The organism is Sutcliffiella sp. NPDC057660 (assembly GCF_042800035.1).
Taxonomy (GTDB): domain Bacteria; phylum Bacillota; class Bacilli; order Bacillales; family Bacillaceae_I; genus Sutcliffiella_A.
The window spans coordinates 156,240-181,082 of the sequence record NZ_JBHVHV010000012.1; the positions used below are offsets into that span (position 1 = coordinate 156,240).

Below are 24,843 nucleotides of genomic sequence, written 5' to 3' on the forward strand. Positions count from 1 at the left end.
TATGGAAGGAATAAATATGGACCTTGTCGAACACTCATAGTGAATATGGGTGTTTTTATTTATAGAAGAAAATAAAAATTGGAGCATAGACATATGAACATAATACAAAAAAACTTCTTAACACAAAATGAATATCAGGATGTAGTCCAGCTGTTGAAAGAATGCGAGAAACATGATGGCTTTACCGTAAGTGCAAGCATTAATCTATCGATGCTGCAAAAAGCGGAAGGAAGTCATTTGGATCTATTATTAAGCTATGATGAGGAAGACTCAAAGTTAGTAGGTTTTTTAGGAGTCTATTCCTTTGTTGTCAAAACGAAGGTGGAGCTTGCAGGGATGATTCATCCAGACCATCGAAAAGCTGGAAGGTTTACAGAGATGTTGAATAAGGCCCTGGAAATTTGCAAGGAGCGGGGTGCTGATGAGATCCTGTACGTCTGTCCGGGGACTTCGGACGAAGCAAAAAGCTTGATGCACAAAATAGATGCTACGTATAGCTTTTCTGAGTATACAATGGAATACAAGGAAACGGCGAGTGGAGATGAAAGTCCAATTCTGCAACAGAAAATAGAATTCCTTTTGGCCGAGGAAAAGGATGTTGAAATCATTGGCAACCTGTTGAGCGACGGTTTTCATTTTGAACATGCCAACGACAGTGTTACCCCATTATTGGAAAGAAATCGAACACAGGAGGGGTTTGAACTTTATATCATCAAATATGAGGGTAAAGAGATTGCAACGTTGACCATTTCCATTGAAGAAAGCTCGATGTATATTAGTGCTTTTACTGTCACTCCATCAAAACGGGGAAAGGGAATTGGGAGGGAGATCCTCAGGCGAGCGATTAAACTGATACAAAACAATTATCCGGCTAAAAAGATCAGGTTGGATGTGGATGTAAAAAACATCAATGCCTTAAAGCTTTATGTAGGAGTCGGATTCCAGATTAGGAGCGGCTACGACTACTTTTTACATAGGGGTGAAAAGTAAGGGGTTTCATTATAAATTTGAAGAGGTGGCAGCGTTGGCTACCTCTTGCACCATTTAGTATGGGGTATGGGATTTTATATAGTTTTTTCCTGGGTGTTTAAGTGAAGCTGTTGCTTTGGAAGGTATTGATCAACCAGTTGATCGAGCTTTTGAATCTTTTTAAGTGCAGTAATCTGATCAATTTGTTTATAGTGGTGATTTCCTCCTTGTTCTTCGTCCATCTCATCTGCAAGCTTGACAACCTTTTGGAGAGGGCTGCGCTTAATATCGGATTCCGGAAGATAGGAATCGGTATGAAGCAGGATGGCTACGGAAATCTGTTTTGCGTTTTGGGGGTTCTCTCCTAAACGGATTAACAGCTTATGAGCTCGTTCTGCCCCTTTTATTGCATGGATATCATTTTCGCGATAAAGCTCATAGTCCCATTTTCCTTGGCGATACCATTCATAATGCCCTATATCATGTAAAAGAGCCGCCTTTGTGGCCAAATCGACACTGACATTGTATTTGAACGCCAGATGAAAAGCGTGGTTGGCCACCTCGAGTGCATGCGCCACCCCGGAACGCTGCAGGAATTTCTGTGTAATTGGGTGTAAAAAAAGATCTGTTAAAGTTACTTCTCTCATTAAATCTCCTCCCCTGGTTAGTAAAAGTGAAAAATATATTACTGTATAGAATACCACATTGGACAGAACTAAAACAATAGGACAAAAGTGGAAATTATAATGAGATATTGGTTTTTTTGTTCTTTACGGGAACAAAAGATAGAATGTTTTCCAAAAGAAATGTCCGCTTCGTTTTACGCAAGTGGCAAAAAGCGACGACTGTACGTCCATCAACCTGCAGCACAGAGATTTCACGTTGTGTAATCTGCCCGTCTTTCGCAAGGTAGATCATTTCAATCGGCATCTGGCGCTTGGCATAAAGTGATAGTAATCTGTGCATCCAATCCGACCTCCTTTCAATAACTATTATAAGCGAACATACGTTTTGTATGCAAGAAAAATACGAACGCATATTCTGTTTTATTCTTGGTGGTCGAGCATATACTATATAGAAGGAATTTATTTTTCATTTTGTAGAAGGAGAGGGAGATATGAAAATTTCTACTATTTTAAAATGGGTAACGGGGGGCTTGGAAGCCTTTCTTGCCATTCCGGTCATTGGAGGTTAACAGTCGTCTCCTTATTGTATGCTCCACTTGGCATACTTCTTGTTCTACATATTGTGACGCTTGTTTTCAGTAGTCAAGAAGGCGAAAAAAAGCACGGAAGTATATGGGGTATTATCACTTCGTGTTTGGGCTGGGTCCCTATTCTTGGGTGGGCACTGCATACGGTGACAGCAATCCTGTTGATGGTGGATGCTTACGGGGCAGGGAAGAGGGAAAAGGAAGCCAATCATATTTAATAGTGGAAGCCGCTCTCCATTGAAGAGCGGTTATTAATTTTTGCAAGAATAAATAAAAAACCCTTTACAAAGAAACCTGTCCTATCTATAATTAAACTTACATCTTATAAATTGCGATCTGATAGTTCAGCGGGAGAATACTACCTTGACAGGGTAGGGGTCGGGGGTTCGAATCCCTCTCAGATCATCTAACGAATAAGCTGCAATCCTTTGTTTATCAAGGGACTGCAGCTTTTTTTGCACGCTTCATTAGGTTGGATTTGTTCACTGAATTTCATGAATTGCACATTTACATTAAAAAAGTCTTCTTCAAATTTTTGAGCTGTAAGTTTTTGAAGCTCAGAACTAACATCTGAATAGTAATCTAATGTAACCTGAACCCGGCTGTGTCCTAGTCTATCTGCTACAACTTTTGGGTTTTCATCTAGTGCCGTTAATGTTGTTGCATGGAGATGGCGTAAATCATGAAAAGTGATTTTAGGTAAATTCGCTTGCTTAAATAATCTGAACAGTTTTTGTAGTAGGGAATACCTAATGGATGGAACTAAAAGAACAGATAATGGGATAATTGGGGCTAATCTTGGAGCAGGTTTAGGGACAATTAGGACATTATTTAATAATATTTCTCGCATGTTGAAGATTAGTGATAAATAATTGATTTTAAAAAAATTCAATCGTTTTAAGCGGGTTTATATAAACGATGTTGAATTGTCAACAACAGGATCTTTCTTATTCAATTAAATGGCCATTTAATGGAGCATTACATCTATGATATTTCGTCGCAGCTGCAAGTTTGATAATATATAAATATTTGTTGAAATTGAACCTATTATGATTTGATAATCGTCTAATAGCAGAATTTGAATTAGGTTGAAAGAGAGGATAGCAGATTGGACAGAGAAGAAAAAGATTTCATATTAGAAAAATTGATGATTGAATATGGTAATGAGTTGGTACGATTGGCATTTTCTTATGTGAAAGATACAGAGATTGCTAAGGATATGGTTCAAAATACGTTTATCAAATGCTACAAAAACCTTGATTCGTTTCGATTTGACGCACAAATAAAAACATGGCTCTATCGTATAACAATTAACGAATGTAAAGATTATTTAAAAAGTTGGAATTACAAAATGGTACAAGTAAGAAGTTTTATAAATGAAACGGCAAAGTCAATATTACCATCAACAGAAAAAACAGTCATTGATAAATATAATAACAAAGAAATGAAAGAGAATATCTCTTCTCTTCCGAAAATGTATCGGGAAGTGATTTATCTTTACTACTATGATTCATTAAAAAAAGAGGAAATTGCTAATGTTTTAGATATTTCAGTTAATACAGTGAAAACCCGATTAAGAAGAGCAAAACAAAGATTAGAGTCGATGATAAAGGAGGCAGAATTTAATGGAAGATAAACGAATAAAAAATCTATTTAATAATATGGATCAAGAATTGAGATTTACGAAAGAAGACCGTAATGAAGTGTTTCAACAAATTAATAAAATGGAGAATAATCATACACAAAAGAAATCTCTTATTTCAAAACAATTTTCCGTTTTAACAGCTTCTTTATTAGCCGTCGGCTTGTGTATATTGTTGTTTATTCCATCGATTTATCATGACAACTTTAATAACGAAAATAACGGAAATAATACAAGTGGAGTAGTATCTCAAGAAGACGATTATTTTACCACTCTATTTACGGTGAAAGATGAGAATAATAGAATACCCATTAACCTTTTACTTACTTATAATAAAGAGAAAAAGTTGATGAAAGTTCTATCACTCCCTCGAGATACTTATGCTCCGATAGTAGGTAATGATGGAACTACTTCATATGATAAATTGACACATGCATATGCCTACGGTTCAAAAGGAGCTGAAAGTGTAAGAACAACAGTTTCCAAGCTATTTGATATAACAATTGATTACTATGCTTTTATGGATTTAAAAACTTTTTCATTAATGATTGATTCAGTGAATGGGATAGAATACGACCTGAAAGAAGATATTCAAGTTAGAGCTATCTCTCAAGTGGCATTTGAATTCAAAAAGGGGCCGAATCGTTTGAATGGAGAAGAGGTTGTGGCATTAATGATGGATGCTGCAGTGGGGAGAAGCTTGGATGAAGAAGACCAAGTAAATCTCATTAGTGCTGTTATTAATAAAACAAAAAACGAAATCCCACAAACACAGTTAAAAGAATTTACTACTAAAATAGAAGCCAATATATCAGTTGATCATTTGTTAAAGAATGTGGAAATTAATTCTATAAAATCGTTATCTTTAAGTGATGGAATGATATCGGATAGTATAGATGGTAAATACTATATTATGTTTGAGAAAGATTTTTTAAATTCTGTTTCAGAAGAGTTAACCACATTTAACTAATAACTAAATATACTACTTTCGGAAATTTAATTGGTTTTATACTAATGAAAGGCAGAATAAATGAATGAAAAAACTAACAAAGATCCTTTTTATTAATATTACTTTATTTATGCTAGTGGGATGTGTTGGCAACACAAGCGAAGAATCAACTGCTGATTCTTCTGAAAACCGTTCTGTTTTAGATTTATCAGAGGGAAATAAAACCGAAACAGATGCAAATACTTCAACAAGTGAATTAGAGGAATCATACACTGATGATTCAAATGATATTTCTTCAGATGAATCGGTTAAAATCGATTTGGATAGTACCTCATCTGAAAATCGCGAATTAAATGTAGGCGATAAGGAAGACAAAGAATTACTATCCCAGTATTCTAGTAAACAAATTGAGTACGCTCGAATTTGGTTGCAGCTTGGACCAAATCAAGAGATAGATGAATTGAATATTCGACAATTTCCTGCTGGCGAACCAATCAATCCTAATGATGACACCAGCGCTAAATATTCAGAAGATGTTATCCAGTTAGCAGGTTCTCGTTTAGTAGATGGATCTGTAACTTATAGTGGTAATGGGGACGGTACGATTAATGTATATAACGTTCCATTACGTTGGGATGGTAAGTACCCTGCTGGAGAAAAATTCTACACAGATATTATTGAAAATACCAAGCTAGTGTATGTTAATCTAGGAAACGATGATAAAATAGTAGAATTAATCAAATTGCAAAAGTAATCTATGGGTGGCTCTCGACAAGAACTGAAGACGCTCTTTCACTAACAGAGCTTTAGTTAAACAACGATAATCAAGAATCGGGCGCTTTCCTGGTACAAAGGATAAGCGCTCATTTTCCATTTTAGGGCCATTTAATGTAGGAACGATATAAAATAGGTATTGCTATTTATGGTAATTTATAGTAGTATGTAAAATAATTTAATTTAATTGTTTGAAAAAAAGCACTGATAAGGAAATGAGTTACTTTTTACGGTTTACAGAGAGGGAAGGAAAGCTGAAATCTTCCTAACGCGGGAAAGTATCTTACCACCTTTGAGCTGTATTGGGGAACCTAAGTATCCAATACCGTCTATGCTACGTTACAGCACCAGAGCCATAAGTTATCTTTTTAGCTTATGGGAATTGGGTGGAACCACGAGTATTACGCACTCGTCCCTTGTTGAGGGATGAGTGCGTTTTTTTATTTCACAATCAACTATAAAATTATTGCGATGAAAAGGACATGAATTATTTTTACGGTTTACAGAGAGGGAAGAATAAGCTGCGATCTTCCTAGCTTAGGAAAATAATTTACCACCTTTGAGCTGTATTGGGGAACCTAAGTATCCAATACCGTTTATGCTACGTTACAGTACCAAAGCCGTAAGTTATCTTTTAGCTTATGGGAAATTGGGTGGAACCACGAGTAAAACGCACTCGTCCCTTGTTGAGGGATGAGTGCGTTTTTTATTTATTAATTTATTACTTTAAAGGAGTGTTATTGTTATGAGTGAAAAGTTAATTAAAATTCAATTTTTAGACGGAAAAATAAAGGAATTTCTGAAAGGAATTACAGTGGAAAGTGTAGCAGAATCTGTTAGCTCAAGCCTAAGAAAAAATGCAGTTGTAGGGAAAGTAGATGAACAATTGGTGGATTTAAACTACAAGATAGAACGGGATGCGGAGCTTTCTATTTTATCTTTAGATTCGCAAGAAGGATTGCATGTTTTAAGGCATTCTTCAGCGCATGTATTGGCACAAGCCGTTAAAAGACTCTATGGCAATGTGAAATTGGGAGTAGGACCAGTCATTGAAGATGGATTTTACTATGATTTGAAACTAGAACACAGTTTGACTTCCGATGACTTACTTGCAATTGAAAAAGAGATGGAAATCATCATACACGAGAATTTAGAAATCAAACGAATAGAAGTTTCTTATGAAGAAGCTGAAAAGTTATTTGAAGAAAAAGGCGAGCCATTTAAGTTAGAAATACTAAAGGACATTCCAAAAGATGAAAAAATAACTCTTTATCAGCAAGGAGAATTTATTGACCTTTGTCGTGGTCCTCACCTTCCGTCCACTGGTTTAATCAAAGCCTTTAAATTAACTCGTGTATCTGGTGCTTATTGGCGGGGTGACAGTCAAAATGAAGTTCTTCAACGAGTATATGGAGTAGCATTTAAAAAGAAAAAGAACTTAAATGAGTATCTAAATTTCTTAGATGAAGCAGCAAAACGCGATCACCGTAAAATAGGGAAACAATTGGAGTTATTTATGTTTTCTGAGGAAGCTCCAGGAATGCCATTTTACCTACCGAAAGGGCAAATTGTTAGAAATGAGTTAGAAAACTTTTCTCGTGAGCTTCAAAGTAATGCCTATTATGATGAAGTTCGCACTCCATTTATGATGAATCAACAATTATGGGAAAAATCGGGCCATTGGGATCACTATCACGAAAATATGTACTTCACTGAAGTCGAAGATAAAAAATTCGCGCTGAAACCAATGAATTGTCCGGGGCATATGCTGATTTTTAAAAACAACCTTTACTCTTATCGAGATTTACCGATTCGAATGGCGGAATTTGGTCAAGTTCACCGTCATGAATACAGTGGTGCTTTAAATGGAATGCTTCGGGTTCGTACATTTTGTCAGGATGATGCTCATATCTTTGTTCGAGAGGATCAAATTGAGAGTGAAATTAAGCAGGTGTTTCATCTAATTGATCAAGTGTATAGCACTTTTGGTTTCGATTACTCAGTAGAGCTTTCAACTCGTCCAGAAGATTCATTAGGGGATGATAATCTTTGGGAGCTTTCTGAAGGAGCATTAAAAAATGTACTTGAAGATTTAGGAATTGATTATCAATTAAATGAAGGTGATGGGGCATTTTATGGACCAAAAATTGATTTTCATATAAAGGATGCATTAAAACGGAGTCATCAATGTGCAACAATCCAACTTGATTTTCAGATGCCAGAAAAATTTGATTTGACTTATATCAATGAAAATAACGAAAAGGTTCGCCCAGTTGTTATTCATCGTGCTATTTTCGGCTCCATTGATCGTTTCTTTGGTATATTAATCGAACATTTTGCGGGCGCTTTTCCTGTTTGGCTTGCACCGACACAAGTACAAATCATCCCTGTCTCACAAGTTCACTTGGACTACTGTTTAAAGATTCAGTCGGAACTGAAACAATTAGGAGTAAAAGTGAAAATTGACAAAGGTAATGAAAAGCTAGGGTACAAAATAAGAGAAGCACAGATGCAAAAGATTCCCTATATGCTGGTGCTAGGGGACAATGAAGTTAAAAAAGAAGCAGTAAATGTTAGAAAATACGGGAACCAACAATCAGAAAGTATTCCATTTGAAGATTTTAAAAGGGAAATTCTACAACAAATAAAAGAACGAAGTATTTAAAATGAAAATATTTAAGTGAAATAACATGATATAACTAGATTTAATTATTTCGTTAAAGGGCCCAAGAATTGAACAATAATGGACTATTTCAGTAGTCCATCGTTGGGGGAATTAGCGAGTATTACCATTTTATAAGAATATGAAACATAATCTAATTAAATGAGGGACAGTTTTGATTAAAAAAATTGATATTACTAATCCAAATTTTGCTGAAGAAGTTTTAAACGTTCAAATCCCTTCTTATAAGGTAGAGGCAGAAATAATTGACTATTATGAAATACCACCATTAAAAGATACAGTTGAAACGTTGCAACAATGTGGAGAAACTTTCTATGGTTATTACTTAAGTGAAGTGTTATGCGGAGCTATTTCTATAAAAGTTGAAAAAGATGGAATGGACATACATCGGTTAATAGTGCACCCCAAATATTTTAGAAAAGGTATTGCCAAGATGTTATTGGATTTTATTGAAAGTAAATTAGAAGGTATTGAAACAATAATAGTGTCAACGGGTTCCAAAAATACACCAGCAGTAAATTTCTATGAAAAAAACGGATTCTCAAAAATAGGAGAAACTAGAGTAAATGAACGTTTATCTCTAACTTCCTTTAAAAAGAAAATTTAAACTAGAAGTTAGTATGGTCTTCAACCAACGGGAGCTTTAATTCAATAATATCAACCCTCTAATAAGCTGTTAATGCAAATATTAAATAAGTACTAACTGATATGTACAAACAGGCGACTGTTGAAGTTGGTATCCACTTGAATAAATTGGTTATGTAAATATATTGCAAAAAACTTATTGAAATGAATTTATTCTATTTTCTGCTTCTTTGGAGGAAAAAGCAAATGAGTATAGAATATGTATTGATGATATAACTCATAAAATTGAAGGCAATGATACCTAAGAAAGGTACAACCTAGGACTTAATTCCAGGTTGTACCTTTTTTTACTTTAGGGGGATGTTGATTAATGCATATATTTTAACGCGAAAATCGAAAGCTTAATAGGTAAATAAGAAATAGTTGTTAAAGTGAGAGAGGGGATGAGGTTAATGTTTAAAGATAACGCAATATTAAACGATATTGTAAAAGAGTTTTCACAATTACAGGAGGTAGAAGCCATACTACTTGCGGGTTCTTACGCAACCGACAATCAAGATGAAAACTCTGATTATGATTTATATATCTATTCAAACAAGGAAGTTCCCATTATAGAAAGAGAAAAAATCACAAAGAAATTTTGTGATTATATGGAGATTAATAATCAATTTTGGGAGACAGAAGACGATGGGATTATAAGAGACGGGAATATTCCAATCGAAATTATATACCGGGATTTGAATTGGATCGATGCGCAGCTTGAGAGAACATTATTTAAATATCAAGCAGATGTTGGATATACAACTTGTTTTTGGAGTAACTTCATAACATCCGTTATACTGTATGATCAACACGGCAAAGCTGGAGAGCTTCAACAAAAATACAATATAACATATCCTGAAGCATTAAAGTTAAATATTGTAAGAAAAAATTATCCGTTATTAAGAGAGCAGATGCCTGCTTATTATTTTCAAATTGAAAAAGCCATTAAGAGGAATGATTCGGTAAGTATTAACCATAGAATGGCAGCTCTATTGGGCAGCTATTTCGATATATTGTATGCTATAAATGAAATGCCGCATCCAGGAGAAAAGAAATTAGTGAAAATATTAAAGGAAAAGGCGACTAAACTGCCTTTCGATATGGAAAAAAATTTAAATGATTTATTGAGCAGCATTTCTAGTTTTGATGAAAGAATCTTAGCCGAAGTAAATAAGCTGGTGGATAACTTGGATAATCTTTTAATTGCAGAGGGGATTTTAACGTCAGAGTGCTAACAACAACGTCAAGAGAATCGAGAAATTCAAAGGTTTTAAAGCAGCAGAGTAAAAGATGCGATCGTATTAGCCCACTAGAAGTGAAAATTTGATTTCGATCACTTAAAAATATGGATGACAGGGGAGGGGTCAGGGGTTCGAGTACCTCTCAGATAATCAAAAAAAGGTCCGGATTCCGTTTGATGGAATCGGGCCTTTTTCTGCGTTTATTTTTCTCCTAAAAGTGGACGGTCCTGTAAATATAAAGCCATATTGGGGCTATCGCCTTCAAGGATCTCTGTTGCAATTATCTTGGCAAGAAGTTGGCTGTAAACCGTACCATTGTCCCCGAAGCCAAAAAGAAAATAGCTGTCAGGATACTCATCGTATATTCCTATGATTGGAAGGCCATCTTTTGTACCTCCATAAAATCCAGCTAAATAATACTCAGGTTTTACATCTAACTCAGGAAACATGTTTTTTAGTTCTTCGATCAGCTTGTCTTTTTTGTGCATCAGCATACTATCCCGGTCTTTAGCAGAGGTAGTATTTTCATCAAGGCCGCCGATGATGATCCGATTGTCGGCTGTTGTCCTCATGTATAGGTATGGACGGGCGGTCTCCCAAATAAGAGTCCTATTATACCAGGAGGAGAAATCATTCACTTTATTGGTGGTGACAGTATACGTACTTACAAAAGAAACTTTCTTTTCTTTTTTTAGCTCTGTTCCCTCGTACCCGGTTGCAAATATCACTTTGCCTGCTTTAATGGTATATCCGCTCTTAGTCGCGATAATCATGCACTTTTCCTGTTTATCATAATGATGACCATTCATTTCCGTGTTTTCAAATAACCGTACCTTTCTCTTTGCAGCATAATCAAATAATGCATGAGTAAATCTGAAAGGATTAAGCTCACCATCTCCATAGGAATATATTGCTGCCACCCTGCTGAACGGATACTTTTTCTCAATTTCCTTTTGGGTCAGTAATTCCAACTCAAACCCGTGATGTTTAAGCAATTCAAATTCTTTTTCCAGTCGTATTATATCTTCTTTGCAGCTTGCCAGATAGAGTGTATCTCTTCTAGTAAATTCGGTATCCATTTCGACTGTCTTGGAAGCCGCTTCTATGTCATCGATCGCCTCTCTCAACAATTGTAGATGCCTTGAAATATACTCCTCACCAAAGGTATGAATGAGATCGGTGAACATCTTTTCTCCGGAATATTGAATGAGTGCCGTGTTTGCACTTGTACTGCCTGAAGCGATTCTGCCTTTTTCTATGACCGCCACTTCCAAGCCCTTATCAGCCAGATAATAGGCGCATTGTGCAGCAGAACCTCCTCCTCCGATAATCAAGACATCACAGGCAATATCCTCCTCAAGTGATGGATAAAACGGAGCAACTGGCAAAGTGGTGGGCCAATGATACGATCCTGATTGTAGGTTCATGTTACGCCTCCTGCATGAAGAATTGGATATTGTTAATATTTCCTACTCAAGGACGAGCATGCAAGAGAAGTAAATATTATTTAAATTTAATTTAATTAGCATTAAAGAATTATTGCTGCCGACTGCATGAAATAACCATAATATTTAATAAAAGTTTGGACATTCGGATAATCACAATTGTCTATTTTTTTGCAGAAAATGAGAAATTACATATCGTCCACCAATAGTTGCAGAACGGGCACTGATCAGACACCTTTAACGGTTTACGGGCAATTATTATGTCCAATGCTGGTTTGGCGACAAATAAAGGTGTTCCAACCGTAGTGGAGGTTTCGCCAGGTACTTTGAATGCGGTCAGAACTGTTCTTACAAATTCTTTAAGCTGGAAGGCATATACAATTTGCGTGGAGGGGTAACTGGATAATCGCTTTATATTCATCTTTCTCTTTTTTCATTTTCTGATGAAACCGTACAAGCAATCTCTATCAAATTACATACAATTTAATAGAGAAGAAAGGAGGTGAAGATTGTGGGAGTAGTGTTTTTAGAGTGCTGTGAAAAAAAACATCATGATCATCATGAATGTTCTTGCAAAAGATCTGAACGTAGAGTGGTTTCACCGGATATGGCCAAACGTGCAAGAGAATGTATGGCGAACAGGGTTTCTCCTTTAAGATTTTGGTACTATTGCGACGGTCGCTGATAGTATCTGACACAAAATAGATGGAAAGAAAGTCAGGTGACTGAATAACTACCTGACTTTACTTTCCATGATCCTTAGACTCACATCGTATAGAGGAAAAGGCGAAATTCAATTGTAAGCATCACACATTCATACTAAGCTGACCTTTGCTGAAATCGGACATCTTTGTAACATCTGTCCACCATATGTTTTCGTATTTTTTATCACATGTTGATAATCCGGATATTGCAGCGTATATGGAACATTGTCAACATTTTTCCAAAGGACATGTCCACCGATACATAGAGATCTTTAGTAAAGAGAGTCTTCCTGTTCCGAGAGGAATGACTTCGGAGGACGTTGATGGAACAGCCGTCGACGAAAGTGGATGTGAAGAAAGAAAAAAGAGACCTTAATGGCCTCTTTTTGTTTAAAGTTATTTTTCAAAGTATAAATGATAGTGCAATTGGCAGCCAGGATTAAAAGCTGATTTGCACACAGGGCACTTGGAATGGCATTGCAAATAGTCCTGAATGCTTAGCTCGGTTTTGCAGGATCCGCATAAGATAGCTTTTTCCTGCTGAGCTTCTTTGGGCCAAACTTGACTGGGGTGGTCCGCTTTCTCCTCATGGCATTCGTAGCAGGGGAAATATGTTTGACAGCAGTAAAATTTTATCGCTATGATATCCTTGTCGGAATGATAATGAACACACCTGGTTTCTTCATCAATGGCGTGCCCCGAAACTTGGATGATTTTCGATTTCTGCATGTGATCCCTCACTTTTGCACAGTTTTTTTAATCTAACCATAAAAAAAGATAGATTTCTACTGTTTAATTATACGGCTGCCAAACAATTTCACCGGATTTGTATTCTTCATTAATTTTCACTTGGAACCGATGCTTTTCGTAGAAATGAACAAGACGTTCCACGTGATCCCAGTCTCGCTTTGCAATATTTCCTGTAATATATTGGATGTTTTGCTGTTTAGCGAACTCCTTGAGATAATTCATGCAAATGGACCCATAGCCTTTATTTTCCGGGCCCTTAATGTCACCGATAAAAATAGTCTCTTCGTTCTTGTATGTTGCCTGAATGGAAAAATCCCACATTCCGCGATAGGAGGATTCGCAGTCATTCAGCATGATCTTGAGGGAATTATTATCATGGTTAGTATATACAACCACCCATGTATCGTCCTTTGTTTGATCGATGCCGATAATTTGCCATTTTTTTGCGATTTTCCTCATGTTTTCTTTCATCCTGAACATCTGAAACTCCAAATCATCCAGGTCTTGCTGTAATTCATCTCTATCTTTGTTATCATATGTCTCTTCCTCGGCTAAAAAAAAGCTTGTAAAAGACATCCAACTCTCCCCTTTTTCCTTAAAGTACTTTATCAGCTAAAATATCTCGACGGTTTTTGACAATCAGCGTTAAATTATACACGTGATTTTGGAAATAATCAAATATAGATATGCATAAAAAATAAAAACGAGTCGTCCCAAGGATCGACCCGCCTTTATTTTTCGTAATGGGAGCGCAATAAGAAATGATGTTTTTGCGCTATTAGTAACTTGCTTCATCACAAGCATTATAATTGACATAAAAGTGTTTTAATTCGTTTGCCGCGGTTAAAATTCCATGGTAGCTTTTCTTACTTAAACAACGTAAGCCCTACCTCTCATACGTCCTTACGGCTCCTAGGCCGTGCCAGTACGATTAAGCTTTGCTTAAAAAACTATATGGAACGCCAGTGCATCCTTGTGATCTGTTTGTAAAACTAAAGAATGTCATAACGTCCTTCCTTTCAATATCAAGTTACTAACTTTTTTGGACCAGTGCCCAATCTCTTATTATACACCAATTGAACAATAAGTCAAATGAAGGACGATATAACTCGATTTTTGTAGGAGAAAAATTCACAACCGAAAAAAGCTTTTTGATATGATATTAAAAGATAGAGAATCTTGGTGAACTTTTTTAAAGGGAGAGCAGATATGGTCGTACAAAATTTCGAGGGTAATATAACGGTTAGCGCAGAAGAATTTTTACCTAACAATGAGTTGGCAACATACATCCAAGAAAATGTGTTCAGCAGAATCGTGAAAGAAAAGCAGGAAAATAAAGAGGTTGAAATAAGATTGTGGGTAGCCGGTTGTTCTACGGGCCAGGAAGTTTATTCGATTGCCATTCTGTTAAATGAATATCTTGAAGCACAACCCAACATGGAATATAAGATATATGCAACTGATTTAGATAAGGACTCCATTCGCATTGCGAGTGCAGGCATTTACCCTAAACATGCATTTGAGAATGTTTTACCTGACATACAAAAAAAGTATTTTGATAAAAAAGATGAGTTTTATGTTGTTAATAAAGAAATACGTAAAAGAATCATTTTTGCACCGCACAACATCGCGAAGGATCCAACCTTCCAAAAGCTTGATTTTATAAGTTGCAGAAATGTGATTAACTACTTCATGCCGCAACAACAGCAGAAAATAATTTTCAAGTTCCATGAGTCATTAAATGGCAATGGTTTTTTGTTTCTTGGAAAAAGTGAAACGGTTGGAGATTCCAAAAAATACTTCTCGGCTGTAAATAATAAGTGGAAAATCTACCGAAAGCTAAAAGTGGACTTGCACCCAGCAAATGACCACGTTACTGACTTGCATACATCTAGGGATGAGTTGCTGCAAATGAACGCTGATTCGTTGAAGGTACAATCTTTGCAGATGCAATTAAATCTAAAGGAATCAGAATTAATAAAAGTGAATGAGAAACTAAAAGAATTGAAGCGGATGAACTTTAAAAAAATGGAGAGCCTACGGGGTGACTTGGCGGAACCCACCATCTTTATTACAGGGCTTTTAGATCTTCTTCAAAAGGGAGAAATTCCATTTAAAAAAGAGTTGGCACAGGCATTGCATTTTGAAATGGGCAAGCTCAGTAAAGCCGTGGAAGTGTTTTATAATAATCAAAGGTAATAAAAAATAACCGGCAAGTAGCAGAAAGCTATTGGCCGGTCAAATTTTATTTGGAAAGAAACTCTTTGATGTCTGCCAGTTCAGAGCGGATCAATTCAGCGTACTCCTCTTTTCCGGCAGATTGAAGATCGTGTTGTATGATGTTGAGCAAATCATTAATTGTGGAGATTTTCCTGGAAGCCTTCTGCAGGTTTATATTGTTAGTAGTACCTTCCACTGCCGTCGGAATCACTTTTTCCCATGCCCCGCTTTGAATCTTTTCTTTGATCTGTTGGAATTCGTATTGAATGTGATGGTAGGAAGCTGATTCATTCAAACAGACAAGATGGATGATATCTTCTTTTGATTGATAATTATAATGGATAGTAAACAAGGTGGTGGGCGACTCTATTGTATTCAGATTTATCTCCATCTTCCCGGGTGAAGGAACATTAAGGAGTTGCTTTAGCTTATTTCTACTTTCTGAATCCACTAAATGGAGAAACGATGTAACAGGATAAAAGAGGTGGGTTACCTCTTTTGAAACATCCAGGATCGAAAAATCGCTTCTTAATTTAAAGTAGGGTACCGGTATACGATACATTATAGTAACACTCCTTTTTGGACGAAGGAAGCTTCACTCTTGTGATTATTCAACCACTCATACAGAAAGGCAGCATCTTTAGCAATGATTGTTTTTTCCGTACAGCAAGAGAGGAAAGCGGCTTCTTGATGTAGACGACTTCCTACAATAATGGTTGCTTGTGGATGAATGGCTGTCAGTCTCTCGATTGTATCTTTTAGTTTCGGCAACAGGTGTCTGATGGTAATGGAAATACAGATGATTTCAGGCTGCCACTTCTTCAGACTATGTTCAGCATAGTCCAAAGGGAGATTGGAACCAAGATCATACACATCCCATCCGAATTCCTCAAATAAGGAAGAAGCCATTTTAAGGCCCAAGTAATGCTCTTCTCCTTCCACACAGAAAAACATTGCCTTATTTGAAGGAGTTTGGAAAACTGGTTCCGTACCTGATAGGGTCATTTCCTTTTTTTCGAGATGATATTTAGATAGAAGAAGATCGCTTACACCGGTAGCGAGGTGCTCGTCAGCAACCGTGATTTCATTTTTCTCCCAAAGTTCGCCAATGTGGTACATGGCATCCCGAAATAGAAAATCATATATATATGGGCTATTGTAGCCCTGTTCGATTGTGTCTTTTATACTTGCCCATCCTTGAATAACATTCTTTTCAAGAAAGTGGGCAGACAGCTTTTTTGCAATTTCATGCACACTAATCCCCCTTATGGATGTCTAGTAGTTACTTACAGTATACTATATTTTAGGGAAATCGATAGACGTTTCTTATCAGTGGCACATTGCTAATTCCTAAAAAGTCTGATTATTTCCTTCAAATGATATATACAAGGCGCGAAATATATTTTATGCTAATACTATTATATGAATAGCAAAGGGAGTGCTCATTTGAACTATCAACCAAGTGTACAGGAAACCTTCACATTGATCAAAGAGCTTGTTTCCATTCCAAGTCCTTCAGGCAATACCGGCAAAGTAATCAGCTATGTGGAAAATTTCCTGCAGGAGTATGGGGTGGAAACAAGAAGGAATCGTAAAGGCGGGCTCCTCGCCACCATAAATGGTACGAACGATAAGGAGCATCGGATGTTAACAGCCCATGTTGACACATTAGGTGCGATGGTCAAGGAGATCAAATCAAATGGAAGATTAAAACTTACCATGATCGGGGGCTTCCGCTGGAATTCAGTAGAAGGGGAATACTGTGAGATCGAAACATCAGGAGGCAAGGTTTATTCAGGCACCATCCTCATGCATCAGACATCTGTTCATGTCTATAAAAATGCTGGGGAGGCAGCGAGAAACGATGAAAACATCGAAGTGCGGATTGATGAAAAAGTATCCACACGTGATCAAGTGAGGGAGCTCGGAATCGAAGTTGGGGACTTTGTCTCTTTTGACCCTCGTGTACAAATGACGGAAAGTGGATACATAAAATCAAGACATTTAGATGATAAAGCCAGTGTTGCCATCTTGCTTAATATGATCAAGCATATTCAAAACGAGAAAATAACTTTGCCATACACCACACATTTCCTTATTTCCAATAATGAAGAAATCGGTTATGGAGGGAATTCCAATATCACTCCTGAAACGGTCGAGTATCTCGCCGTGGATATGGGGGCATTGGGAGATGGCCAGTCCTCCGATGAATACACGGTGTCAATCTGTGTGAAAGATTCCAGTGGGCCGTATCATTACGGCTTGCGTAAACATTTGGTGGAGCTCGCACAAAAAAATGACATCGGGTATAAAGTTGATATCTATCCATTTTATGGGTCGGATGCATCTGCTGCGATCCGTTCCGGTCATGATATCATCCATGGATTGATCGGGCCTGGGATCGAATCGTCCCATGCGTTCGAGCGTACACACGAAAGCTCCATTCTCAATACCCAGAAGTTGATCTATCATTATCTATTGTCTGAGATGGTGAAATATTGATACATACAAAGAACAGCCAACTAGGCTGTTCTTTGTTGTTCCTAAGTAAAATACTCAATTCTGGCTTGTGGGAAATAAGAATGAATGTATTGGGATAAGGTTTCCTTGATTTCTGTAGCCTCATCCTTGGTGTAGACATATTTGCCAATTCCGTAACGTCCCCATTTGTATTGCCTTTTGGCTTCATCCAGTTCTAACTTGGTCATCGGATAATTCTGTTGGATTACGCGTTTGGCAGGCTTGGTGAACCGGTGCTGGATCAATTCAAAGGTTAAATCCTCTGTAGCCTGAGCCGGCAGCTTATCATATAGCTTTTGGAACAAGGTTCTATATCCGTCCTGCCAGCCTTCATGTAAATAGATGGGGGCAACGATGAAGCCAAGCGGATAATCGGCGCCAGCGACTTTTGCGGCGGCTTCGATTCTTAAATCAAGAGATGAAGTCCCCGGTTCAAAATTCTTGATTACATAGTCGGCGTTGACACTAAACCGAAATCTCGTTTTCCCTTGATGGTCTGCATCAAGCAGGTGGTCGACATGGTGGAATTTGGTAACAAAACGAAGTTGGCCATGCTCCGATCTTCCGAAATGTTCAATAGCCCTTTTTAACGAATGGGTAAGATGGTCAATTCCTACGATATCCGATGTACATGATGCTTCAAATCTTGTTATTTCGGGTGCGCGTTCCTTCATATAATTATCTGCAGCATCAAAGATTTCATCCAAATTTACATAGGTACGAATATATGGCTTGCTGCCCATAGTTGTTTGCAAATAGCAATAATGGCAATGGCCCATACAGCCTGTTGCAAAAGGGATGGCATATTCTGCAGATGGTTTCGAAGAATCAAACTTCAGGGTCTTTCTTACTCCTACAACGAGCGTGGATTTAGCTATCCGATACTTTTGAAAATCATTATCCCCCGGCAGGTTCCGTATCTGGTTATGGGAAGTGGTTTCCCTAATCTCAAGCCCCATTGCTTCAAATTTCTGCTTTAATTCCCTTCCAAGCTCATACTCCAATGCTTTAGGTTCAATATAGACCAGTTGAGGGACAAATGGTTTCAAAAAAACACCTCCTAATCATATGTAGGCCCAAAATAGTCATTATACATAGCTTCTGCATCATCCAAAGACTTGAAAAAGACGAACTCATCTGATAGCGGATAATAGGTATCATATAGAAATAAAGCTAATTGACCGGAATCGTGAGGATCAGGCATAACTTGCGCTTCCTGCACGGTTGCTACATTTTGGGTGTGTGGGTTGCGATAGAATAGATAAACTCTGTCACCAATCGTTACATCAGCAGAATTGGACGGTTGTGGTATATCCATGGTCTTCACCTTCTCTAATAAATTCTCAACTATTGTTTATTCTTTTATGAGAGCAGACAATTATTCTTGAGAAATAATGTCAAGGAAATACCTGTGAAAATATTAAAAATTTTCGAAACTTTTACAGGTTATAATCGTCTATTAGTTAAAAGGGATATTTTGGGGGTAGTATTATTGAATAACGTGGATTTAAGACCTAAGCCCAGGTCTGCACTCCGAATTTGGCTAGGAACGCAATTCTACATAGCAAAACGTTGGATGGAGTGGAAAACAGATTCAATCAGGTACGCGGATTATCAGACAGATGAAATGCTGCCATACCTCTCTTTTAAACATTCCACCCCTACCTTAAGAAAGTTAAAGGATGTGGATATGTGGTATCAACATAATAAAGTGATCAACCTTCGTATTGCCGCACAAGAATTAAATGGTGTGGTACTGAAGCCCGGAGAAACCTTTTCCTATTGGAAGCTTATCGGAAAGCCAACCAAAGAGAAAGGGTATGTGGATGGAATGGTGTTATTTTACGGGAAGTTCAAACCCGGGCTGGGTGGCGGATTGTGCCAACTTTCCAATTTGATATATTGGATGACGTTACATACTCCTTTAACAGTGACCGAACGCTACCGTCACAGTTTTGATGTGTTTCCCGACTCAAGACGAACACAGCCTTTCGGAAGTGGGGCAACCTGCTCCTACAATTACTTGGATCTGCAGATTCGAAATGATACCAATCAGCCTTTTCAACTTTGTGTCATGGTCAAAGGGGACCAATTGGTCGGTGAATGGAGGATGGCCAATCCACCTCTTGTCAGCTATAAGGTGTATGAAAAAGATCATCGTATAACTCCTGCATATTGGGGAGGTTACCTTCGCCATAACATCATTCATCGAAAAGTATCGAACTTACAGGGGATTGAGGTGGATGATCAGTATATAACGGAAAATCATGCTATCATGATGTATGAACCGTTGCTTGAAGCATCCGAAAACAGCGGTTAAATCTACTGCAAGGTGTGAATAAGTAAATGATTAAATTGCCAAAAGAAGCAAAAGACCAAATGATCGGCAGTATCCAGACGTATTTCGAATTGGAGCGGGATGAAACAATTGGCGAGCTCGGAGCGGAAATGCTTGTTGATTTTTTTGTGAAAGAGATTGGTCTCTTCTATTATAATCAAGGTGTGGATGATGCCAAGCTGATGGTCGAGCAAAGATGGTCAGCTGTGGAAGAGGACCTGGAAAGTTTGAAACGTTCAACGAGAACAAAAAGATAAAATGGTTAAATGCCCTTCACTGACAAAAGTGAAGGGCATAGTTTGTATGCAAAAGGGGTTCGGAGTGATCAAATTCCGAACCCTTTTATAAGATTTAGTGGGATTTTATCGTCGGATAGATTTCTTGGATGTTTTATTTAAGCTATCGAGTGGCGTCTCCATGTCAAGTTGGCCATCTTCTTTAGGTTTATATGCAGCGAAAGTAAGCATCGCCTGCATGCTCAATTTTTAATCCCGCTTAGGGTTATTAAGCGAATACCATGTTTTTCTTTGGCATCGGCGAATACAAGGTCGATTTATTTGACACCCACAATATTTTTAAAACAGGCATTAAAATACACGTGATTATCGTTAACAAAAAGTTTTAAAAAACTCAGTTGATTGGAGTGGGAGGCACGGAGACTCCTGCGGGAGGAAGGGACAAGGGAGACCCCGCAGACGCGTAAGCGTCGAGGAGGCTCCCGGACTGCCCGCGGAAAGCGCAGTGCCTGGAACGGAAATCAACGGGCTTTATTATACAGGTACATAAAAAACAGTAGGCAACCTCGAATTACCTTGAGTTTGTCTACTGTCTGTTCCCTTCACTGACAATAGTGGAGGGCTTTTTGAATGGGCTATGAATAATAAAGCTTTTCAGCAGAGAGTTCAAAAGTTTCACATCTGAACAAAAGTGGAAAGAAACCTATAGGTGGTGACGATTATGAAGACGAATGTATTGGTGATTGGAGGCGGAGTAGGAGGTTTAACGGTCGCTCTCAAGCTTGCAAGGTGCGGCATAGGAGTAACTTTGGTGGAGCAGATGAAGGGAAGCCCACACCTATATAAAGGAGAACTCGTCCAGCCAAAGACTTTGCAGATCTTTGACAGTATCGGCCTTTTACCACCTGTATTGGATGCCGGGCACATCATTAACAGAATAGATCTGGTCGAAAGAAAAAAACCTGTAGATATCAACTTGGAAGAATTGCCATTTCAGTCAATGAGTTATAACATTTTGCCAAAACCATACCATCATGCCCTTATGATTCCTCATGAAACATTAAAAACGATACTGCTCGAGGAAGCGGAGAAATATCCATCTTTCAAAAGTATTCAGCCGGGCAGGTTTATGGGCTTTGAAAATGGTCTTGCAAAAGTTAAGCTCGCCAAGGAAGAGGTTTTTATCGAAGCTGACTATTATGTGAGTGCCGAAGGAAGAAAGTCGAAGGTCCGAGATTTCATGCAGCTGCGGCGGAAAGAAAAGAAATATGATCATCATTTTTTGACTGTAACCTTTCCAAGGCCCAAATGCCTTACAGAAGGAAAAATAATCTCAACAGACCGGACTTTCCTGGGACTCTTTCCGCTTCCAGATAACATGGTGAGGTCTGTTTATCTGATTCCAAAGGGTTCCTATAAAACAATGATAGAGGAAGGTTTGGAATCTTTTTATGAAAAATACTTAGAACTGTGTCCATCATTGGATGGGTATGTACAAAGAATAGAATCCTGGAAACAGATACAACTGATGATACCTGTCCATTATCATGTTTCCAGCTATGTAAAAGATAATATCGTTCTATTGGGAGATGCAGCTCACAGTGTTCATCCCATGGCCGGTGAAGGGATGAACCTTGCTATCCAGGATGGGGATGTGATCGGGGAGCTTTTCTGTTGGATGTATGAACATAACCGACATTCAAGCGAACTTTTATCATTATACGAAAAAGTAAGAAGGCCACGTGTACATCATATTCTAAAACTGAGTCATTTATCTGCGCTTGCCTATTCCCGTCCTTTGCGCTCGTTTGTATCGTGGAGAAAGAAAGTGATGGACCAGTTGACCAATGACCCAGTGCTTCATATTAAGCATATGCTGAATATTTCCGGATTGGGTATTTGGAAGGAAACCATCATCGATAGGGCTATCCAGACGGGAGTGGCCCCAAAAAGAACAGAAGAGATGGATTTTCACTTGGATAAGCGTCATCTATTTACAAAAAGGGATGACTATCCTTGGAGGGACATGGAGGAGGAAGTCAAGGGATGATAAGTGAATATGTTCGACTATTCAAAGCAAGAGGATATATGAAAAGAAATCTGCCTTTTTTATATAGTTGGCATGCATATGTAGGCTATGAGCTGGACTTGTTCGAAGCCTTTAAAAAGCCAAAAACAATAACCGAAGTTGCCCAGGAATTCTCCCTGAAGGAGGATCTCCTTGTCAGATGGGTGGAAGTTGGTGGAGTAATAGGCTACCTGAAGCAGCGCTCCAAACAGAGATATCAGACGGTCAAGCGTTTCATGTTACCTTCGAGCAAGAATAACCCAAGATCGACCGGTGTACTCCTGAAGGAAATGATGGAGCTTCATATTCCAACCCTTATAAAGTACCCGAAAATGATGCAGGAGGATCAAAAAGAGAGTTTTAATCAGGATAAACATGGAATGGTGGTAGCACAAACCTCTTCCTTATTAGAACAGTTGGCTGTACCTAGAGTAATGAGGGTCATGAAGAAAGTAAACCCGAAGCGTGTAGTGGATGTGGGTTGTGGAAGCGGTGGATACCTGCTGAAGCTGTCGAAAAAATTCCCAAAGGCGGAGATGCTCGGAATAGAGTTGAACGAGGATGTTGCAGAAGAAGCCAAAAGAAATTGCAGGGAGCAGGAACAAATAGAGATACTTTGTAAAGATGTACAGGAATGGAGGCCAGAGTCGAAAGTTGATTTTGTCATGCTGAATAATATTCTCCATTATATCTCCCCAAAGAAAAGAATCACTCTATTTAAAAATATCAATGAATGGTTGAACCGCAAAGGAACTCTTTCCATCGTGACGCCGATTCATAACTCCAAGCATGGTGGACAGTTCTCAAGTGTATTTAACAGCTTCTTTACGGCGTTTGATAATCTCTATCCCCTTCCATCAGAGGGTGATTTGAAAGAGCTGGCTCGACAAGCGGGTCTAAAAGTGGAAAAAATGAAGCCTGTCATCAAGGAAGGTGGCTGGTATCAGATTACTCTCACTAAAACTAAATAGTTGTTTAATAGGTTCTGTGGAGAATGAAAAACTCTTCGCAGGCCATTTTTTTGGTTGGAAAACCCTATGATAGAAGAGTATTCCTTTATATTCTAATATAAGGAAACTTTGTAACAATCCCTTAATATACCCGTTACTCATGTAACGAAACTGTTATTCCACTGTTCTTTTAATCTAGCAATATCATGATATGATTGTAAACATTGAGTCAGAATACATAGGAGGTATTTCGTATGAAGAAAACCATGTTTTCATTGGTAACAGCAGCGGCCCTTGCAGGTACGTTCAGTCTAGGTTCAAATGCCTCTGCTGCAGAAGTAACGGTGAAAAAAGGTGATACCCTTTGGGACATCGCCAACGCAAATAACATAACAGTACAGGAATTAAAAGACTGGAACAATCTTTCCAGTGATCTGATTCATCCGGAACAAGGATTAAAAGTGGCTTTATCCGAACGCTACAAAATTGTAAAAGGTGATACTCTTTGGGGAATTTCCCAAAACTATGATGGAATTACCTACCAACAGCTAGCGCAATGGAACTCCATTGAAAATCCTGATTTAATCTATGCAGATGATGAAATAATTATCTATACAAAAGGAAATCCAAGTCCTGAACAAACGGAAGCGCCAGCTGAGGAGCCGGTAACAGAGGCGCCAGCAGAGGAAGTACCAGCCGAGGAGCCAGTAACAGAGGCACCAGCCGAGGAAGCGCCAGCCGAAGAGCCAGTAACAGAGGCACCAGCCGAGGAAGCACCAGCCGAGGAAGCACCAGCCGAGGAGCCAGTAACAGAGGCACCGGCAGAGGAAGCACCAGCTGAAGAGCCGGTAACAGAGACACCAGCCGAGGAGCCAGCAGAGGAAACACCTGCTGACGAGGAAGTTGTACAGGAACTAACAATGTCTGCAACTGCCTATACTGCTTCATGTGAAGGCTGTTCAGGGATTACTGCAACAGGTATCAACTTACTGGAAAACCCGGACATGAAGGTTATCTCCGTTGATCCAAATGTCATTCCTTTAGGTTCTAAAGTATGGGTTGAAGGCTATGGAGAAGCGATTGCAGGAGATACTGGTGGAGCAATCAAAGGCAACAAGATAGATATCTTCATTCCAGACAAGCAAGATGCTATCAACTATGGTGTTCAAGAAGTTCAAGTAAAAGTATATAAATAATAGATATTCAGAGGCTGCCCAGATCGGGTGGCCTTTTTGTGCTGAATGAAGGACCTTATTGTGTGGAGGGAAGCTCGAAAAGTCCATCATAAAGCAAATGAAGGACCTTTTCATGGTGTAGCGTGCTCAAAAAGTCCATCATGAAGCGAATGAAGGACCTTTCCATGGTGAAGCGTGCTCGAAAAGTCCATCATAAAGCAAATGAAGGACCTTTTCATGGTGAAGCGTGCTCAAAAAGTCCATCATGAAGCGAATGAAGGACCTTTTCATGGTGCAGGAAGCTCAAAAAGTCCATCATAAAGCAAATGAAGGACCTTT

27 protein-coding genes, 1 tRNA gene, 1 pseudogene and 2 other annotated features are annotated in these 24,843 nt (G+C 38.3%); of the genes and pseudogenes, 17 read left to right on the top strand and 12 right to left on the bottom strand.

The window, feature by feature from the left end; genetic code table 11:
- The first annotated feature begins 93 nt into the window (after positions 1 to 93).
- Positions 94 to 990: a GNAT family N-acetyltransferase gene (locus tag ACFVAD_RS15510; protein WP_386641847.1), complete on the top strand. Its 897-nt coding sequence runs from the start codon at positions 94 to 96 to the stop codon at positions 988 to 990.
- 74 nt (positions 991 to 1,064) lie between these two features.
- Here ACFVAD_RS15510 and ACFVAD_RS15515 read toward each other — a convergent pair whose 3' ends face one another.
- Positions 1,065 to 1,616, bottom strand: coding sequence for an HD domain-containing protein (locus tag ACFVAD_RS15515; protein WP_386641850.1), 552 nt, complete (start codon positions 1,614 to 1,616; stop codon positions 1,065 to 1,067).
- 94 nt (positions 1,617 to 1,710) lie between these two features.
- On the bottom strand, positions 1,711 to 1,935 hold the full coding sequence (locus ACFVAD_RS15520) for a hypothetical protein (protein ID WP_386641853.1): 225 nt from the start codon (positions 1,933 to 1,935) through the stop codon (positions 1,711 to 1,713).
- 243 nt (positions 1,936 to 2,178) lie between these two features.
- On the opposite strand from ACFVAD_RS15520, the gene ACFVAD_RS15525 reads away from it, so the two are divergent.
- Positions 2,179 to 2,400: a hypothetical protein gene (locus ACFVAD_RS15525; protein WP_386641856.1), complete on the top strand. Its 222-nt coding sequence runs from the start codon at positions 2,179 to 2,181 to the stop codon at positions 2,398 to 2,400.
- 115 nt (positions 2,401 to 2,515) lie between these two features.
- Positions 2,516 to 2,587, top strand: a tRNA-Val gene (locus ACFVAD_RS15530).
- A gap of 1 nt (position 2,588) precedes the next feature.
- Here the strand turns inward: ACFVAD_RS15530 and ACFVAD_RS15535 are convergent.
- A complete protein-coding gene (locus ACFVAD_RS15535; protein WP_386641859.1) occupies positions 2,589 to 3,032 on the bottom strand; it encodes a tyrosine-type recombinase/integrase in 444 nt (147 codons plus the stop codon).
- A gap of 258 nt (positions 3,033 to 3,290) precedes the next feature.
- Here ACFVAD_RS15535 and ACFVAD_RS15540 point away from each other — a divergent pair, with 258 nt between their 5' ends.
- From ACFVAD_RS15540 to ACFVAD_RS15565, 6 genes are all read left to right on the top strand, one after another.
- Positions 3,291 to 3,818, top strand: a complete 528-nt coding sequence (locus ACFVAD_RS15540) for a sigma-70 family RNA polymerase sigma factor (RefSeq protein WP_386641861.1) — start codon at positions 3,291 to 3,293, stop codon at positions 3,816 to 3,818.
- Positions 3,808 to 4,794 (top strand): LCP family protein, encoded by a 987-nt coding sequence (locus ACFVAD_RS15545; RefSeq protein ID WP_386641863.1) that lies wholly within the window; start codon positions 3,808 to 3,810, stop codon positions 4,792 to 4,794. Before ACFVAD_RS15540 ends, ACFVAD_RS15545 begins: the two co-directional genes overlap by 11 nt.
- A gap of 64 nt (positions 4,795 to 4,858) precedes the next feature.
- A complete protein-coding gene (locus ACFVAD_RS15550) occupies positions 4,859 to 5,527 on the top strand; it encodes a hypothetical protein (protein WP_386641866.1) in 669 nt (222 codons plus the stop codon).
- Positions 5,528 to 5,742: 215 nt separating this feature from the next.
- Positions 5,743 to 5,967: a binding site (T-box leader), on the top strand.
- A 42-nt stretch (positions 5,968 to 6,009) separates the two neighbouring features.
- Positions 6,010 to 6,234, top strand: a binding site (T-box leader).
- A gap of 58 nt (positions 6,235 to 6,292) precedes the next feature.
- Positions 6,293 to 8,212 carry a threonine--tRNA ligase gene (thrS, locus tag ACFVAD_RS15555; RefSeq protein WP_386641869.1) on the top strand — a complete coding sequence of 640 codons (1,920 nt, stop codon included), beginning with the start codon at positions 6,293 to 6,295 and terminating at the stop codon, positions 8,210 to 8,212.
- A 172-nt stretch (positions 8,213 to 8,384) separates the two neighbouring features.
- Positions 8,385 to 8,837, top strand: coding sequence for a GNAT family N-acetyltransferase (locus ACFVAD_RS15560; RefSeq protein WP_386641873.1), 453 nt, complete (start codon positions 8,385 to 8,387; stop codon positions 8,835 to 8,837).
- A 430-nt stretch (positions 8,838 to 9,267) separates the two neighbouring features.
- A complete protein-coding gene (locus ACFVAD_RS15565; protein ID WP_386641876.1) occupies positions 9,268 to 10,092 on the top strand; it encodes a nucleotidyltransferase domain-containing protein in 825 nt (274 codons plus the stop codon).
- A 206-nt stretch (positions 10,093 to 10,298) separates the two neighbouring features.
- Here ACFVAD_RS15565 and ACFVAD_RS15570 read toward each other — a convergent pair whose 3' ends face one another.
- Both ACFVAD_RS15570 and ACFVAD_RS15575 read right to left on the bottom strand, forming a co-directional pair.
- Complete coding sequence (locus tag ACFVAD_RS15570) at positions 10,299 to 11,525, bottom strand: NAD(P)/FAD-dependent oxidoreductase (protein WP_386641878.1); 1,227 nt, start codon at positions 11,523 to 11,525, stop codon at positions 10,299 to 10,301.
- Positions 11,526 to 11,706: 181 nt separating this feature from the next.
- Positions 11,707 to 11,964 (bottom strand): hypothetical protein, encoded by a 258-nt coding sequence (locus ACFVAD_RS15575; protein ID WP_386641881.1) that lies wholly within the window; start codon positions 11,962 to 11,964, stop codon positions 11,707 to 11,709.
- Between the two features lie 500 nt (positions 11,965 to 12,464).
- Between ACFVAD_RS15575 and ACFVAD_RS15580 the strand changes: the two genes are divergently transcribed.
- Positions 12,465 to 12,623 carry a YvdQ family spore coat protein gene (locus ACFVAD_RS15580; protein ID WP_386641884.1) on the top strand — a complete coding sequence of 53 codons (159 nt, stop codon included), beginning with the start codon at positions 12,465 to 12,467 and terminating at the stop codon, positions 12,621 to 12,623.
- A 20-nt stretch (positions 12,624 to 12,643) separates the two neighbouring features.
- On the opposite strand, the gene ACFVAD_RS15585 is transcribed toward ACFVAD_RS15580, so the two are convergent.
- Positions 12,644 to 12,976 (bottom strand): CHY zinc finger protein, encoded by a 333-nt coding sequence (locus ACFVAD_RS15585; protein WP_386641887.1) that lies wholly within the window; start codon positions 12,974 to 12,976, stop codon positions 12,644 to 12,646.
- Positions 12,977 to 13,039: 63 nt separating this feature from the next.
- Positions 13,040 to 13,573 carry a hypothetical protein gene (locus tag ACFVAD_RS15590; RefSeq protein WP_386641890.1) on the bottom strand — a complete coding sequence of 178 codons (534 nt, stop codon included), beginning with the start codon at positions 13,571 to 13,573 and terminating at the stop codon, positions 13,040 to 13,042.
- A gap of 633 nt (positions 13,574 to 14,206) precedes the next feature.
- Between ACFVAD_RS15590 and ACFVAD_RS15595 the strand changes: the two genes are divergently transcribed.
- The gene (locus ACFVAD_RS15595; RefSeq protein ID WP_386641893.1) at positions 14,207 to 15,196 is read left to right on the top strand and encodes a CheR family methyltransferase; all 990 of its coding nucleotides are present in this window, start codon (positions 14,207 to 14,209) and stop codon (positions 15,194 to 15,196) included.
- A 46-nt stretch (positions 15,197 to 15,242) separates the two neighbouring features.
- Here the strand turns inward: ACFVAD_RS15595 and ACFVAD_RS15600 are convergent, their stop codons facing one another.
- Together ACFVAD_RS15600 and ACFVAD_RS15605 are read right to left on the bottom strand one after the other, a co-directional pair.
- On the bottom strand, positions 15,243 to 15,779 hold the full coding sequence (locus ACFVAD_RS15600; protein WP_386641896.1) for a hypothetical protein: 537 nt from the start codon (positions 15,777 to 15,779) through the stop codon (positions 15,243 to 15,245).
- Positions 15,779 to 16,471, bottom strand: a complete 693-nt coding sequence (locus ACFVAD_RS15605; protein WP_386641898.1) for a cobalamin B12-binding domain-containing protein — start codon at positions 16,469 to 16,471, stop codon at positions 15,779 to 15,781. Before ACFVAD_RS15605 ends, ACFVAD_RS15600 begins: the two co-directional genes overlap by 1 nt.
- Positions 16,472 to 16,639: 168 nt before the next feature.
- Here ACFVAD_RS15605 and ACFVAD_RS15610 point away from each other — a divergent pair, with 168 nt between their 5' ends.
- Positions 16,640 to 17,719, top strand: a complete 1,080-nt coding sequence (locus ACFVAD_RS15610) for a M42 family metallopeptidase (protein ID WP_386641901.1) — start codon at positions 16,640 to 16,642, stop codon at positions 17,717 to 17,719.
- 41 nt (positions 17,720 to 17,760) lie between these two features.
- Here the strand turns inward: ACFVAD_RS15610 and splB are convergent, their stop codons facing one another.
- Together splB and ACFVAD_RS15620 are read right to left on the bottom strand one after the other, a co-directional pair.
- Entirely contained in the window at positions 17,761 to 18,786 is a 1,026-nt protein-coding gene (splB, locus tag ACFVAD_RS15615) for a spore photoproduct lyase (RefSeq protein ID WP_386641904.1), read from the bottom strand.
- Positions 18,787 to 18,797: 11 nt separating this feature from the next.
- Positions 18,798 to 19,055 (bottom strand): transcriptional regulator SplA domain-containing protein, encoded by a 258-nt coding sequence (locus tag ACFVAD_RS15620; RefSeq protein WP_386641906.1) that lies wholly within the window; start codon positions 19,053 to 19,055, stop codon positions 18,798 to 18,800.
- A 174-nt stretch (positions 19,056 to 19,229) separates the two neighbouring features.
- Between ACFVAD_RS15620 and ACFVAD_RS15625 the strand changes: the two genes are divergently transcribed.
- On the top strand, positions 19,230 to 20,057 hold the full coding sequence (locus ACFVAD_RS15625) for a VanW family protein (protein WP_386641909.1): 828 nt from the start codon (positions 19,230 to 19,232) through the stop codon (positions 20,055 to 20,057).
- Between the two features lie 26 nt (positions 20,058 to 20,083).
- Positions 20,084 to 20,332 carry a DUF2164 domain-containing protein gene (locus ACFVAD_RS15630; protein ID WP_386641911.1) on the top strand — a complete coding sequence of 83 codons (249 nt, stop codon included), beginning with the start codon at positions 20,084 to 20,086 and terminating at the stop codon, positions 20,330 to 20,332.
- Between the two features lie 137 nt (positions 20,333 to 20,469).
- Here ACFVAD_RS15630 and ACFVAD_RS15635 read toward each other — a convergent pair.
- Positions 20,470 to 20,628 (bottom strand): annotated as a pseudogene (locus tag ACFVAD_RS15635) (transposase); the annotation flags it as partial.
- 404 nt (positions 20,629 to 21,032) lie between these two features.
- Between ACFVAD_RS15635 and ACFVAD_RS15640 the strand changes: the two are divergent.
- From ACFVAD_RS15640 to ACFVAD_RS15650, 3 genes are all read left to right on the top strand, one after another.
- Positions 21,033 to 22,361, top strand: coding sequence for an FAD-dependent monooxygenase (locus tag ACFVAD_RS15640; protein WP_386641914.1), 1,329 nt, complete (start codon positions 21,033 to 21,035; stop codon positions 22,359 to 22,361).
- Positions 22,358 to 23,350, top strand: a complete 993-nt coding sequence (locus ACFVAD_RS15645) for a class I SAM-dependent methyltransferase (RefSeq protein ID WP_386641916.1) — start codon at positions 22,358 to 22,360, stop codon at positions 23,348 to 23,350. The genes ACFVAD_RS15640 and ACFVAD_RS15645 overlap by 4 nt, the downstream gene beginning before the upstream one ends.
- Positions 23,351 to 23,583: 233 nt before the next feature.
- A complete protein-coding gene (locus ACFVAD_RS15650) occupies positions 23,584 to 24,525 on the top strand; it encodes a LysM peptidoglycan-binding and 3D domain-containing protein (RefSeq protein ID WP_386641919.1) in 942 nt (313 codons plus the stop codon).
- Positions 24,526 to 24,843 lie beyond the last annotated feature (318 nt).